Genomic DNA, 14,061 nt, shown 5'->3' with positions numbered 1-14,061 from the left:
TTTTTAAGTACGCTCTTTGTACGCCAATTTACATAAATGCTTTACTTTTAGATCCATTTTTTGTGAATATTGTGTTTATAGCCTGTCAATAAAGTGAGAAGCAAAGAGAAAAAAATGCTAGCCTTTTATCTTCAATGGCAGCTTTTTCTTTCTTCTTTTAAATTAAATCTCTCATATTTAATGGATTAAATTTACAAGTACAAGCAGTACTCCAACGTACAGAAAGCTTTTTCAAAACAAAGAGACAACTTTAATAGAGAATAGTTTTGTTTATAAGTTATCGTGTCTTTTAAAATAGCGCAAAAAAAAAATCGCCGCTAGTTTATTTGCGCTAAAGTTTAAACAAGCCTTCGGATTTTGTTTTAATAAAAATTTTGCTTGTGACATAATTTTTTCCTTACACCAGATCAAGATAGCAAATTTAAATTATGAATAATCAAAAGCTTCCCAGAAGCGTAGGAACCCATAGCGGGACTTTTCATGCTGATGAGGTGACTGCTTGTGCTCTTTTACTTCTCTATAATTTAATCGACCGTGAGCAAATTATACGCACAAGAGATCCTCAGCTTTTAAGTCAATGCGAATATGTATGCGATGTGGGTGGATGCTATGACCCTGAGAATAAATTGTTTGATCATCATCAAGCAGATTATCAAGGAGCCATGAGTAGCGCAGGAATGGTTCTTCTTTATCTTAAAGACCAACATATTATCACCCCTAAAGAGTATGATTGCTTTAATGCATATCTAGTTTTGGGAGTGGATGCTCATGATAATGGTAGAGATCCGCAAATTTATGGCCTGTGTACTTATTCTACCATTATTTCTAGCTTTACCCCCATTAAGCAGGATGCCGATGATGCCACACAAGATAAAGCTTTTTTTGAAGCTCTTGATTTTGCTTATCAATATCTTAATCGTATACTTAATCGATTTAATTATATTCTTTCTTGCCGAGAAATTGTTTCTAGAGCGATGGAGAAGAAAGACGATTGTCTAATTTTTGAGAAAAATATTCCTTGGTTGGAATTGTTTTTTGAATTAGGGGGAGTTAATCATCCGGCAAAATTTGTGATTATGCCCGCAGGACCGCATTGGAAATTGCGCGGCATTCCTCCTACCTATGAAGATAAAATGAAGGTACGCTCTCCTCTTCCTAGCGAATGGGCCGGACTCTTAGAAGAGGAATTGAAAGAGGTGAGCGGGATAAAAGGAGCCATTTTTTGTCATAAAGGAAGATTTATCTCTGTGTGGGAAACTTACAACGATGCATTAAAAGCTTTAAATTATGTACTTAAAAAGTAGACAATAAAATTATGACAACCAATGTTTTTGCACAAATTATAGCGGGTAAAATTGCGGTAGACAAAGTATTTGAGAATGAACGCATTCTGGCTTTTAAAGATATTCATCCCGTAGCACCTGTGCATATTTTAATTATTCCAAAAAAGGAAATTGCTGACCTTCAATCCGTCCAAGTAGAGGATTTGCCTTTAATTAGCGAGATTGTACAAGTAGCTCAGCTCTTAGCAAAAACACACCATATTACTGATGGTTATCGGTTATTAACTAATAATGGGGCCTTAGCAGGACAAACGGTTTTTCACTTACATTTTCATTTGATAGGAGGACGTAAGCTAGAAGCGCTAGGATAGCAATAATTTTTTATTCAATGAAAAAAGTTTTAAAATGAATAAATAAATGAAGCTTTTAGCTTACTTGACAGAGCTGCGGGCAGAATATAAACTTTATCACATAAAAGATTGAACAGCCCAGCGATGCTGGAGTTGTCTTCTACTCGTTCGAGTTTATCCTCTAGGAAAAATTAAAATTTTATTAATAGAGAGTACAGAATTTATAGTCAAAACGTTGTTTTCTTACTTAAAAGCTATTCTAGTGAAAGAAAAAGCGGTTTTTAAATAAAGCTGTGTGTTTTATTTCTATAGAAATTCACCAGGATATTCTACCTACCCTTAAAAAATTTCTTTGCTATCGTAAAGAAATTATAGTTTGTAATGATTATCTTTAAAATTTATGCCCTTCATGCGCAGCTTTTTAGGCGCTAAAGTGAAAAATAGTTGCTGTAAAGCAAGCTTTAAGACTACACAGTAATGGCGTTTTAACGCGTATAAAAGATGCCCAAGTGGATGTTTATAAAAATGATTTTTTAATTAAATTATAAAGTAAGTAGCTAGATTTTATTTATGCGAGAAATAATTTTTTGGATAGGATGTACCCTTGCCTTCCTCTGCCCAGCAGCTGGCTATGGAAATGAAGAAACATATGTCCAAGCGGTCCATGCCCATTTACGCATTAAAGACTTTGGATCGGCTAGCCAAGAAGCTAAAGAAGGCCTTTATTTATTTCCTTATAGTAAACCCTTATGGGTAGTCTATATTAAAGCCCTTGCTAAGCAGGGTAATGAAAAAGAGATGCTGGCTACATGGAAAAATTATATAGAAATTTTTCCTGAGGAGAAAAATAATCGAGCTTTAATAGAAACTTTAGCTTGGGGAGTGATCGAGCATGCTACTTTTTCTTCTTTACCTACCATTCGATTCATGTCCATCCTTTCTGCCTTTTTTTCCCAAGATGTAAAAGGTATTAAAATTTTATTAAAAGGACTTAGAGATAAAAATTCTGCTTTGAGGAGTGCTTCTGCTCTAATGAGTGCGCATTGCCGTGATCAAGAGATTAAAGAGGAAATCCTTCGCTTATTCCGTGAAGAAACAGTTTGGAATGTAAGACTGCAAGTGATTCGTACGCTTGGTTTAATGAAAATGAAAGAAGCCAAGCAAGAATTGTTGGCTTTATTACAAAAAACTACCACCACGGCGGAAGAAACCAGAGTAGTTATTGAATCTCTAGTCAATTTATGGGGCGTTGCTACCCGAGAAGATATTTCTCGTTTAGCAAAAAATAAACGTGCGGCTTTGCGCTTGCTAGCCTGCGAAGTGGTCGCGCGTTGTGATATGAAAGATGCTATCGATTTAATTATACCTTTAATCAATGATTCTCATGCGCAAGTGCGCCAGGCGGCCTTGTGGGTGAGTGGTTATCTACGCATTCAAGAAGTTAAAGGAGAGACATTACTGCTGATAGCAGAAAAAAAATTGGAAGATATTGACCCTCTAGTTGGCATAAAAGCCGCTTGGCTACTGACATTAAATAATTCTCTAAAAGGCCAAGAAGCTTTTACAAAATGGTTAGAAAGCCCGAGTAGAGATGTGCGTATTATAGCAGCGGCAAACTTGGCGGCTTGCGGAAAATATGGCTTTCCTTTAATCGAGGAGCAATTTAAAAAATCAACAGATCCTTATGTAAGTATAAACTTAGCTTTAGGGCTAATTAGCCAGCGTGTAGAAATTCAAAAAGCATGCCAGGCTTTATATCAGGGCCTTGCCCATCTTAAAGAAAAATGGTCATGGGATGAAAAAAATCATGTGCGTGCTCTTATACCTAATCGCCTGAAGCATTCAGATGACCCTGATATTTCTCCTGCTATTATAGATCAAATCACTCGACTGGAGATTTTGAATATTTTGGCTATCATGAGATATCCGCAAGCCCAGCAAGCCATTAAATCTTTTCTGGAAGAAAAAACATGGGGTATTACCGCTATGGCTTCAGCAACTTTGCTGTCTGAAGGCGATCAAATGGCCTTAGACCTAGTGCAAGATCTTTTGAATGACGAGGATGTACAAGTGCGTGTGCAAGCTGCTTTAATAATGGCAAGGTGGGGCAAAAGCGAGACAGCTTTGGAAACTTTATCAAAAGCTTATCCTGGAGTGGATAGAGAAATGAAAGAGCATATTTTAGAAGGTATCATGCATGTATCTTCGTCACAGTCAATACCGTTCCTTCTTGATTGCTTACAAGACCCTTATCAATCGCTAAGGGTGATTGCTGCCGCAGGGCTTATGATGTGTTTATATCATTAAAAATTTTAACCTCTGATGCTTAGTTGAATGGAGTAGTAAAGATCCTAAAAAAATTAAGCTTACTTATAGGATGATAAAAAAGGCTTTTTTTATTAGCAAAAAATTATGAAAAAAAATTTTCTTGTGGCATGTCTATCTTTTATCATCCTCTGTTGTTTGTGGGAGTTAACGAGCCAGTATTTTATCCAATATCAATTCGTTTTACCTTCCTTATCCTCGATCGTCGTTCAGATGTGGCAAAGCTCAGATCTTTTTATTATGAATAGCAAGGTCACCTTGCGAGAAATGGCAGGGGGCTTTTTATTGGCTTTAATCATGGCCTTTCCTTTAGCTTGGATCATGTATCTTTATAAGTCTGCTAGGACAGTTCTGCAGCCCTTTTTTGTAGGGCTTCAGTCAATTCCAATGTTTACTTTAGCTCCTATCATGATCGTATGGTTTGGATGGTCTGATATGTCCATTATCTTACCTACGGCCCTGATGATTTTTTTTCCTCTTACCCTCAATATCTATCAGGGGTTAATGAGCACTCCACAGGATTTACTTGATTACTTTCATATCAATCAGGCTACAAGATGGCAAACATTTTCCAAATTACAGCTACCTTATTCCTTGCCCCATATTTTTGCGGGATTTCGGATCGCGGCAGCCGGTGCTGGAATTGGTGCCATAGCAGGGGAATGGGCTGGTGCACAGTCAGGCCTAGGGGTACTCATGCTAAAAAGCCGAAGGGCTACAGAACTTGAAATCACATTCGGAGCCCTTCTTTGCCTGATTATGGTTAGCCTCTTGCTTTATAGTGTCATTGCTTACACGGAATACCGTTATAATAAACATCAAACGATGAAAGGATGGGTAATAGGGCTACTCTTAACTTTCATAGGGATAATAGGAGCTTTTCCTTCTTCCATGCAAACTGTATTGCCTAAAAAGCAAGTCCTACGTTTATTACTAGACTGGTTTCCCAATAGCAATCATGTGCCTATTTATGCAGGCGTACAAAGAAAAATTTTTGCTAAGCATGGTATTCAATTACAGATCATAGAACTTAATGATCCTTCGGATAGCGTACCCTATATTACATCGGGAAAAGCAGATTTAGCTCTTTACTATCTACCCGACCTTATTCAGGCTCAGCAAAAAGGTGCTGATGTGAAATTAGCAGGCGTTTTAGTAGGCCAGCCATTGAATAGTTTTATTTTCCGCCAAGGAGAGGGAATAAGCTCTCCTAAGGATTTGTCTGGCAAAATCATAGGTTATAGCTTAGGGGGTAACAATCTAAAAGTATTACAGCGCTTATTGCATGCTAATCATCTACTTCCTAAGAAACTTATCAATGTAAATTTCGATCTTGTCACACTCTTAGCCAATCGGCACGTCGATGTCATTTATGGAGCTTTTTGGAATATTGAAGGTGAACATCTTAAAGCGTTAAATATAAAAAACTCTTATTTTAAAGTAACGCAATTGGGTCACCCTGTTTACAGCGAATTGATTTTTATCAGCCGACATGACTTTAATAGGTTGGAGGCTTTTAAGCTAGCTATGCAGGAAAGCATTGATTACTGTAAAGCTTATCCTGAAGAAGCTTTTGAACTGTATGCTCATTGTCACCCCGAAAAAAGCGCTGCGACCTTTAGATGGGAAAAACAGGCGTGGCTAAACACAGTTCCAACCTTGGCAGAATCGCAGCAGATTCCAAGGCAAGAGTGGGCTTATCTAAAAAGATGGATGGAAGAGTTATAATACGCTTTTGAACTACTTCTTATGCAACCACTAATTTATAAAAGTCCTTTCGTTGAAGAGAAGGACAGCTTGCAAAGGGTTAAATATTTAGACTAAGTTTTTTAAAGCGTATAAAAAAAATTTAATAAAAAGTTTTCAATTAAGCTATTCTTCTTGATACTTCTCCAGCTCATTTATCTAAAAGCGAAGTTTTGTTTATTTAGAAGCTTTTTTTAAGTCCCCCGGCATTCCTAATAAAAAGAATGACCGGACAACTTATGAGCTTTTTTAATGACCAAAATAGCTTTTAATCATTGAAGTTAGCTGGCTTTTATTCACAAATCCAGAAGATCGACCAAGCTCTTTGCCGTCCTTGATAAAAATAAGCGTAGGAAGAGCTTGAACATTGAAATGATCGGATAAATTTTTTTGCTCATCAGCATTGAGTTTAACAAATAGATAACGGTTACCTAATTCCTTGTTCAATTCCTCAAAAATAGGAGCTAGTTGCTTACAGGGACCACACCAATCGGTATAAACATCTAGAATGATAGGCAAAGGATTATTAAGAATTTGGTGAAAATTATCGGCGTTTAAGTAGATAATCGATGAAGCAGGCCTGCTCTGTCTTGCTTGAGATGGTTGGGAGACTCCATGTCTAGCAGAACTAGGAGCCGCGGCTAACAGTGAGCAATTTAAAAATATAGATAGAGACGCTAATATTTTTTTCATGTTTTACCTCCTTGTTTTGTTTATTACTGTAGCAAACTTTCATCATTACAAGCTATTTTAAATTACATATTATCTTTAGTGCCCAACCGATTATCAGCTAATAGCTATTTAAACTTCACTTGATGGGTAGCTACTCGTCGAATAAGTACCTTAAATTGTTGATCTTTAGTGAGAGAAGGCTACCTTTTCTCCTTTTTTAATTTTCAGGTTTTAAGAATGCATGCCTTTTCCGACTTCTTCCCATTCTATCGGAAAAGTATGGTCCTCATAGCCAATAAGGCTTGAAAGCGAACTAATACCTTTCGTTTGCTCTTCGAGGATATCGCTTCTATCTATAGGGAGGCTTTACTTCTATATTTATCATCGATAATCAATGCTCTCTCTCTTTGTTTTGTGCTAGATGGCGTACTTGCTTTATAGCAACTTGCTATAGTTCTTTTAATCCCTAAGGGTCGCCATTAAGAAAGCAGGGAGCCGAAACACCTAAAAAGCTAGATAGTGTTCTAGCTGTTGCTTATGAGTTTCAGTTGGTCAAGGCAATCGTTATAAATGTCCAAGATGATTTGGCTTCATTTCTTTATTCTATTTTCAAAAATAGTAGGTCTACCGAATAATTTTTCCAACGCCTCTGCACGCCAGTTGAGTGATTCGGTGGCCAATCCTATGATTATTGAGTTAACAAAGAGTGTAAAGACTGCTTATAGAGATGGCGTTTATGATAGATAAGCTTTCTACTCCTCAACTTATATTCGAGGTGTAAATCTTTTAGAATCGCTCTCATGAAGAGGGAAGCTAAGCTACGAGATGGGCAAGCGCGAGAAAAAATGAGTACTTTGAAAGCCATTCCAAGTTTTGGCAAAAGGATCCCTGCCAGGCAGCTTTGGAAGAACTTTGAGGGTACATAGAAGATGCTTACCGAAACGGTAATGTATCGTTTTAAAAAAACTTTGAAAGAGGTTGGCGTTCTATGAATCTAGCTTTTCAGCGAGCAGAGCTCTAGGTTAAAACTTTTAGCTATGAAAAGGATGAAGAAGCTCAAAATTCTTAAAAAGACAATAGGCATTAACTTAAGGGGGTAAAGCCTGATATAAAACCTATACCTTAACCACACAAAATAGTAGATCATTTACACAACAAGATTGGACCTTCTACTAGATAATGAATCAAAAAGAATGAAGTTTTACATGAAAATCAAACTAACAAATATATTTTCTTATTTTAATTAATAAATATAGGGCTTAAAGTTAGCTGCGGATGAATTTTTGAATTAAAACTTGGAAAGCAAGGATAGCCTATAAACGCTTGCCTATAGCTTCTTGCTAAAAATAAATCATCAATATTTCCTAGGATTAATTAGTTTTTTAAATAATGCAAGCTTTGCTATTAGCCTTATAAAACATTAAAGAAAGGGTTTAACCTTATGCAAGTTCAAAATCTCTCTTCCCATCCCCTATCAAATATTTCACCTGAAATTCCTGTAGCTGAGATTTCCCCCGAGGTCCACAAGATGTTACAAAATCCTGAACTTTACGACATGGTACAGGGTACTCTATGTGGCCGATTGATTAAATTGCTTCTAGCACGCTGCAATACCACTTTAGAAAAGCATTTATATGCATACAAAGCTAAGGGAATTATACTTTCAAAAAGACTAGAAACCGTATGGGGAATAGCCCAAGCTACAGATAATCAAGAAGCTCTGGATATACTTTATAAGTATAATCCTAACTTAGCTTCCATCTGCCATATTAAACTTATGGCTCATCGATTTAGTATTGTCGGTAAAAGCCAAATAAATGGGCAGTCTTTTGACTTAGAAGGTTTTGATCACCGCATTACCTTTCAAGCTCTTTATAATTCGCTTAAACAGCATCTAGAGGTTACCGAGCAAGAGATGATTCTTCCTATCATTGAAATGATTTTAAAAGTTGAAAAAGATCCTCATACAAAGGATCAAATTCTTATAGACGCCTATCATCAAGGCAAAACAATTTTTTTACCTTTAATATTTAAGCTAGCCACAGCCGGCCACATCTATGGTTTTCTCATTAAAGGCAACCGGTTAATCAAGCTGAATAAAGGGCTTCATGCAGACCTACCAACAGGCTTACATGTTTATATAATAGGCGATCCTTCTAAGATTAATATTGAATACATTCATAGGCTACTGAACACGAATGTATTAAGGAGTTATTTTGAAAAAGGAGTGGATAAAGAACTGGGTCTTGTTCATGACCTCTATATCCCTACTACCCTTCAAAAAGCAGGAGTTTGTTCTTGGTCTATAGCCAAACTAGCTTTACGAGGAGGATTTATTTTAGAAGGGATTGAAAATGAAGAAATAAAATATAAAAAATGGAGTCAAGCCGATCGTTTTGCCACAGTCATTGATTATCTAAAGCAAGAAAATGTAGATCCTCACTTAATCGCTTCTCTATGGTGCAGAACTAAAGACCAAAAAATTAAAGAAGTTTTGGAAGATAGATTAACAACCACGCATATAGCCAATGAAAAATCCACGCCCCTTCATTTAGCAGCAGAAAGCAATAACTTTTCAGTGGTAGAAAAGCTATTGATGGATGGAGAAAATATCCATAGAGAAGACGCTGAAGGCTGGACACCCTTAATTGCCGCAGCTTGCCAGGGCCATGTTGAAATGGTGGAATACCTACTGGAAAAGGGAGCCTGCGTTAATAAAACGGGTAAAACAGGCCTTAACGCCTATTGCCACCTATTGTCTCAGATAGGTGAATGCTCTAAAAATCCTAAAATGGAAAGCCGTATCATTAAGGTTGAAAAGGTTTTAATTGAGAAAGGAATTGATACAGATCTTTCCAATGGTTTTAGATGGATGGCGCGACGCCATGCAGAAAGGTTTTAAAATTTTGCTTTTGCATTCTCTGCAGCCTTTCCACCACTTCATCAATTGTTGGCCTTGTTCTTGGGTCATGGTTGCACATTTCTAGGATGAGTCTTTCTAAATCCACCTTCGCTTTTTGTTTCCGCTCCTTACGAAAGTAGATTGCTGTATTTCCAGGTCTCTTTTTACCATTTTAAAAGCTAATCCTACTTTAGCTAAATCTTTATGCCAGTTATGCACTTCTTGCTTGCTCACTTCTTCGCAAGTAAAGCCTTCTTTGATCACCTAGCAACCATTTAGCTTAGCATATTCAGCTAGCATTTTTGGATTATTGGTTATTCCACATCCTTTCTGAAATTCTGCTTAAGTTGTCCTCTTAGCTTAATAGTCCTCTTTTTCCAGAAGTTTAATTGTCAGTTGCTTCATATAAATAAGAATTATTTAGTTTGAATTATCATGCGTTTTAAATCAGCTTATTACGCGAATACATATTTAAAAAATATTGTTTGTTAACAAATTACATAATTAATGTGTGATTTTTTTTATTATAATTTATAGGAGTTGTTGTTAATTTTTAATAACTTACAATTATTTATTTTTAATTTTAATAAATAAATTGTTTTAACAATTATATTTATAATTTATAATTAAATTATTAGTGAATTTGTTTGTTTAATAACAATTAATAAAGGATAGTTATGAATAATGACTATGGTAAAGTTTTAAATTTTTGGAAAGAAAAAGAATCTCTACCTGTTACTCCTAGAGAGCAAGTATCCAGCGAGAGAAAGATGCCGGGGCAAGTAAAGGTAAGAGAAAAAGCTAAAGAAATCCTGGCGAAAACCGATTATCTCTTAAATAGGCCCTCCGAAAGGGGTCTCCTTCAAAGAACAAAGCCAGAACAGAAGTCAAATAAACCTCAACAGCTCGAAGAAAAGCCTTCCAAGGAAAAAATTACATCAGCGAGCAAGGAGGCCAAAGGGCCTGTAAGGCCCCTGAATATTGAAAAATTGAGAAGGGTTTTTGAAAAAACTCATGAAGAGCAACAATCCCCAGCTGGTAAAGCTGCCCCTGGAAAAATAGCCATTCCTCTAGCCTTTATGACACCTGAAGAAAAAGAAATAAGAAGAAAGATGAAAGGTAAAGAGAAGGAAACAGAAGCTGTAGCTGAAGTATCTATAGCAAATTTAGACCTTACCAAGGAAGCAGCCGCTCTTAGTGAAATTGAGGAGGAGTTATATCGTTTAAATCAAAGGCTAGATGAAAAAAGGCTAGATGAAAAACCAAGCTTAGAAGATTTAAATGCAATTAGAGAGGAACTTAGCGATCTTGAGAAAATACTAAGCGAAGAAAAATTCAAACTATCGCCAGAGCGAGATGACCTCTGTTTACAGGTTGGCAACTTAGGGAAAAAGCTCAATGAGGCTAGAAAGAGTGCTTCAGAATTAGAGAAATTTCAATTAAGCCGGCTAATACCGAAAATAAGCTTACCTCAAAGCAACTTAGAGCAGCTTAGTGAGGAATTAGATAAAATATTAGAAAACCTAGCGGTAGATGCAGATGTAGAATCCGCTCACCCTGCAGAGCTTGCTACAGTAGAAGGGCAAATTAGCCAGCCATTAAAAATGATGGGTGAGAAATCAAAGCAATTTGACTTTAAGGCTATTGAACAAGATATTGCTATATTGAAGGAAATTTTAAGAGGAAAGCCCATTAATTCTCTTACGAAAATTAGCGCTAAGAAAGTAGAAGGGTTGACGCATTCATATACTGTTTATTCTAATGGAAAGATTTCAGTTCACCTGAAAAAAGAAGAATGGATTCGCGTTGGAGATGAAATAAAAACAGGTTTGCTAGGCAAAGGGGGATATAAAAGAGCTAAGTTAATGCAAGATATAGACACTGAAGAAATTAAAGTCAGAGGAGTCTTATTCAAACCTCTTGATCAGAAGCAGCGAAAGGCTATATTTCAATTTATGGAGGAGGTAAAAGACCAACCATATATTTGCCAAATGGAGCATGTGGTTTGGGAATCAATACCTAAAAACCCTGTTTCTATCTGGAGTGGGCAAAAAACAGGGGGACGCAAGGAGGCTTTTATCTCTAAGTATTACCCCTTTTCTGGTGAAAAGATGTTCTCTTTTGCTAAAAGCAATCAGTCTTCCCAGCCACTGCATATTCCAATAGCCCTTCAACTTGCACAAGGAATCCAAAGAATGCATGAGAAAGGATGGGTTCATCGGGATCTTAAGCCTGAAAACATCTTCTTGCAATGGGATCCCTCCAATCCGGAAACAGTAGAGGCTGTGGTAGGGGATTTTGATACTGTCCATAAGAATAGCGATGCCAGCAAGAGAAGAGATTCCCTAGGCACGCCAGGTTATATCCCACCAGAATATTCAGAGGAAGAGCATGTCGAGGATGCTAGGCCTGCTGATGTTTATGCGTTAGGGGTCAGTTTGCTAGAAATGTTTATCAGCCATGGATCTGCTCCCTGGAAAGTAGGTAGGGAAGCTATTCAAATTACCTTATACTTAACAGATGCAGGGTATAAGAAGGAACTAGAAGAACTAAAACAAAAAGCGGAGAGTGATTTAGAAAGGCTCATCATAGAAATGTGCAACCCTGACCCAAGAACAAGGCCAACGATTGATGAAGTGGTGGAAAGGCTGGAGCGTATGCAAAAGCAAAATTTTTAAAATCCTTTCGCATGGCGTTGGGCCATCAATCTAAAACCATTGGAAAGGTCGGTGTCAATTCCTTTCTCTATTAATAATTGCTTGACCTTTTTAATATGGTTTTCCATTTTAGGGTTTTTAGAGCATTCACCTTGTTGAGATAATAGATGCCAATAAGCATTAAGGCCTGTTTTGCCCGTTTTATTAACGTAGGCTCCTCTTTCCAACAGGTATTCCACCATTTCAACATGGCCCTGGCAAGCTGCGGCAATTAAGGGTGTCCAGCCTTCAGCGTCTTCACTATTGATATTTTCTCCCTCCATCAATAGCTTTTCTACTACTGAAAAGTTATTGCTTTCTGCTGCTAAATGAAGGGAGGTAGAGTTTTCATTAGCTATATGCGTAGTTGTTAATCTATCTTCCAAAGCTTCTTTAATTTTTTGGTCTTTAGTTCTACACCACAAAGAAGCGATTAAGTGGGGATCTACATTTTCTTGCTTTAGATAATCAATGACTGTTGCAAAACGATCGGCTTGGCTCCATTTTTTATATTTTATTTTTCCATTTTCAATTCCTTCTAAAATAAATCCTCCTCGTAAAGCTAGTTTGGCTATAGACCAAGAACAAACTCCTGCTTTTTGAAGGGTAGTAGGAATATAGTGGTCGTGAACAAGGCCAAGTTCTTTATCCACACCTTTTTCAAAATATGTCCTCAATACATTCGTGTTCAGTAATCTATGAATGTATTCAATATTAATCTTAGAAGGATCAGCTATTTTATAAATATGCAAACCGGTGGGTAGGTCTGCATGAAGTCCTTTATTCAGCTTGATTAGCCGGTTGCCTTTAATGAGAAAACCATAGATGTGGCTGGCTGTAATTAACTTAAATACCAAAGGCAAAAAAATTGTTTTGCCTTGATGATACGCGTCTAAAAGAATTTCTGGCATTATAGTGGGATCTTTTTCAACTTTTAAGATCATTTCAATAATAGGAAGAATAATTTCTTGCTCAGGAAGATCTAGATGCTGTTTAAGCGAATTATAAAGAGCTTGAAAAGTAATGCGATGATCAGAACCTTCTAACTCAAAAAACTGCCCATTTATTTGGCTTTTACCGACAATACTAAATCGATGAGCCATAAGTTTAATATGACAAATGGAAGCTAAGTTAGGATTATACTTATAGAGTATATCCAGAGCTTCTTGATTATCTGTGGCTTGGGCTATTCCCAATATAATCTGTAAACTTTCTGAGAGCACAACTCCTTTAGCTTTGTATGCATATAAATGCTTTTCTAGAGTAGTATTACAGCGTGCTAGAAGCAATTTAACCAGCCGGCCACATAGAGTACCTTCTACCATAGCGTAAAGCTCAGGATTTTGTAACATCTTATGGACATCGGGAGAAATAGCAGACACAGGAGTTGCAGGTGAAGTCTTTGATAGAGGAGCGGGGGAGAGATTTTGAACTTGCATGAGGTTAAGCCCTTTCTTTAATGTTTTATAAGGCTAATAGCAAAGCTTTCATTATTTAACAATCTAATCAATCCTAGAAAATATTGATGATTTATTTTTAGCAAGTAGCTATAGGAAAGCGTTTATAGGTTATCCTTGCTTTTCAAGCTTTAATTCAAAAATTTAACCGCAGTTAAACATAAGCTATAACTCCATTAATTAAAATAGGAAAATATATTTTTAATTTAAGTTTTAGATGGGATGTAGCTTTTTAATTCATTATCTAGCAGAGAGTTAAATAATTATAATGCTTAATAAAGTTAGCAGAGGCATATTCTATGCGGGTTAATACTCAAGGTTGCTTACTATTCGTCCATCCTAATTAGATATGCATCTGTAGATGCACTAAAGAGCTTGGGCAAGAACGTGAAGAAGTTAAGCCATACCCTTCCATAACAGACATAGCCTTTGATTTTTGTGGGATGAAGCTCTGTAAGGCGAAGGAGAATGCAAAGTTTGCCAGCATGGGAATGACAAGCGGAGGATTTGAAGAAAGATTCACTTAAGCATTTGTCCAAATCTATAGGAGATTATTTTGAGGGATTTGATAAAGAGCAATAAAGCAGATGAATTAATAACAAACTCGATGATCCTTTAAGTTGCCAAAGA

9 protein-coding genes are annotated in these 14,061 nt (G+C 36.7%); 7 read left to right on the top strand and 2 right to left on the bottom strand.

Annotated features, from left to right (window positions below; all coding sequences use genetic code 11):
* Positions 1-428 precede the first annotated feature (428 nt).
* The 4 genes from DB41_RS06380 to DB41_RS06365 all read left to right on the top strand — a co-directional run bounded on the left by DB41_RS06380 (position 429) and on the right by DB41_RS06365 (position 5,686).
* Positions 429-1,304, top strand: a complete 876-nt coding sequence (locus DB41_RS06380; RefSeq protein ID WP_039385558.1) for an MYG1 family protein — start codon at positions 429-431, stop codon at positions 1,302-1,304.
* 11 nt (positions 1,305-1,315) lie between these two features.
* Positions 1,316-1,654 (top strand): HIT domain-containing protein, encoded by a 339-nt coding sequence (locus tag DB41_RS06375; protein ID WP_039385557.1) that lies wholly within the window; start codon positions 1,316-1,318, stop codon positions 1,652-1,654.
* A gap of 549 nt (positions 1,655-2,203) precedes the next feature.
* Positions 2,204-3,940, top strand: coding sequence for a HEAT repeat domain-containing protein (locus DB41_RS06370; protein ID WP_039385556.1), 1,737 nt, complete (start codon positions 2,204-2,206; stop codon positions 3,938-3,940).
* Positions 3,941-4,045: 105 nt separating this feature from the next.
* A complete protein-coding gene (locus DB41_RS06365; protein ID WP_155117601.1) occupies positions 4,046-5,686 on the top strand; it encodes an ABC transporter substrate-binding protein in 1,641 nt (546 codons plus the stop codon).
* A 267-nt stretch (positions 5,687-5,953) separates the two neighbouring features.
* Here the strand turns inward: DB41_RS06365 and trxA are convergent, their stop codons facing one another.
* On the bottom strand, positions 5,954-6,397 hold the full coding sequence (trxA, locus tag DB41_RS06360) for a thioredoxin (protein WP_052243961.1): 444 nt from the start codon (positions 6,395-6,397) through the stop codon (positions 5,954-5,956).
* Between the two features lie 549 nt (positions 6,398-6,946).
* Here trxA and DB41_RS11690 point away from each other — a divergent pair.
* The 3 genes from DB41_RS11690 (at position 6,947) to DB41_RS06350 (ending at position 11,956) form a co-directional block, all read left to right on the top strand.
* Complete coding sequence (locus DB41_RS11690; protein ID WP_155117600.1) at positions 6,947-7,123, top strand: hypothetical protein; 177 nt, start codon at positions 6,947-6,949, stop codon at positions 7,121-7,123.
* A 694-nt stretch (positions 7,124-7,817) separates the two neighbouring features.
* Positions 7,818-9,278: an ankyrin repeat domain-containing protein gene (locus tag DB41_RS10795; protein ID WP_052243960.1), complete on the top strand. Its 1,461-nt coding sequence runs from the start codon at positions 7,818-7,820 to the stop codon at positions 9,276-9,278.
* Positions 9,279-9,955: 677 nt separating this feature from the next.
* Positions 9,956-11,956, top strand: a complete 2,001-nt coding sequence (locus DB41_RS06350) for a protein kinase (RefSeq protein WP_039385554.1) — start codon at positions 9,956-9,958, stop codon at positions 11,954-11,956.
* Here the strand turns inward: DB41_RS06350 and DB41_RS10790 are convergent.
* Positions 11,953-13,413, bottom strand: coding sequence for an ankyrin repeat domain-containing protein (locus DB41_RS10790; RefSeq protein ID WP_052243959.1), 1,461 nt, complete (start codon positions 13,411-13,413; stop codon positions 11,953-11,955). The two genes, DB41_RS06350 and DB41_RS10790, sit on opposite strands and share 4 nt — an antisense overlap.
* Positions 13,414-14,061: the final 648 nt, after the last annotated feature.

This window comes from Neochlamydia sp. TUME1 (assembly GCF_000813645.1).
Taxonomy (GTDB): domain Bacteria; phylum Chlamydiota; class Chlamydiia; order Chlamydiales; family Parachlamydiaceae; genus Neochlamydia.
The sequence above is the reverse complement of the archived record's forward strand: the minus strand, read 5'-3'. Positions and strand labels throughout refer to the sequence as shown.

Coding starts and splice junctions, on each gene's coding strand:
- DB41_RS10795 (WP_052243960.1), top strand. CDS start 7,818: ATGCAAGTTCAAAATCTCTCTTCCCATCCCCTATCAAATATTTCACCT.
- DB41_RS06365 (WP_155117601.1), top strand. CDS start 4,046: ATGAAAAAAAATTTTCTTGTGGCATGTCTATCTTTTATCATCCTCTGT.
- DB41_RS06370 (WP_039385556.1), top strand. CDS start 2,204: ATGCGAGAAATAATTTTTTGGATAGGATGTACCCTTGCCTTCCTCTGC.
- DB41_RS06380 (WP_039385558.1), top strand. CDS start 429: ATGAATAATCAAAAGCTTCCCAGAAGCGTAGGAACCCATAGCGGGACT.
- trxA (WP_052243961.1), bottom strand. CDS start 6,397: ATGAAAAAAATATTAGCGTCTCTATCTATATTTTTAAATTGCTCACTG.
- DB41_RS06375 (WP_039385557.1), top strand. CDS start 1,316: ATGACAACCAATGTTTTTGCACAAATTATAGCGGGTAAAATTGCGGTA.
- DB41_RS10790 (WP_052243959.1), bottom strand. CDS start 13,413: ATGCAAGTTCAAAATCTCTCCCCCGCTCCTCTATCAAAGACTTCACCT.
- DB41_RS11690 (WP_155117600.1), top strand. CDS start 6,947: ATGTCCAAGATGATTTGGCTTCATTTCTTTATTCTATTTTCAAAAATA.
- DB41_RS06350 (WP_039385554.1), top strand. CDS start 9,956: ATGAATAATGACTATGGTAAAGTTTTAAATTTTTGGAAAGAAAAAGAA.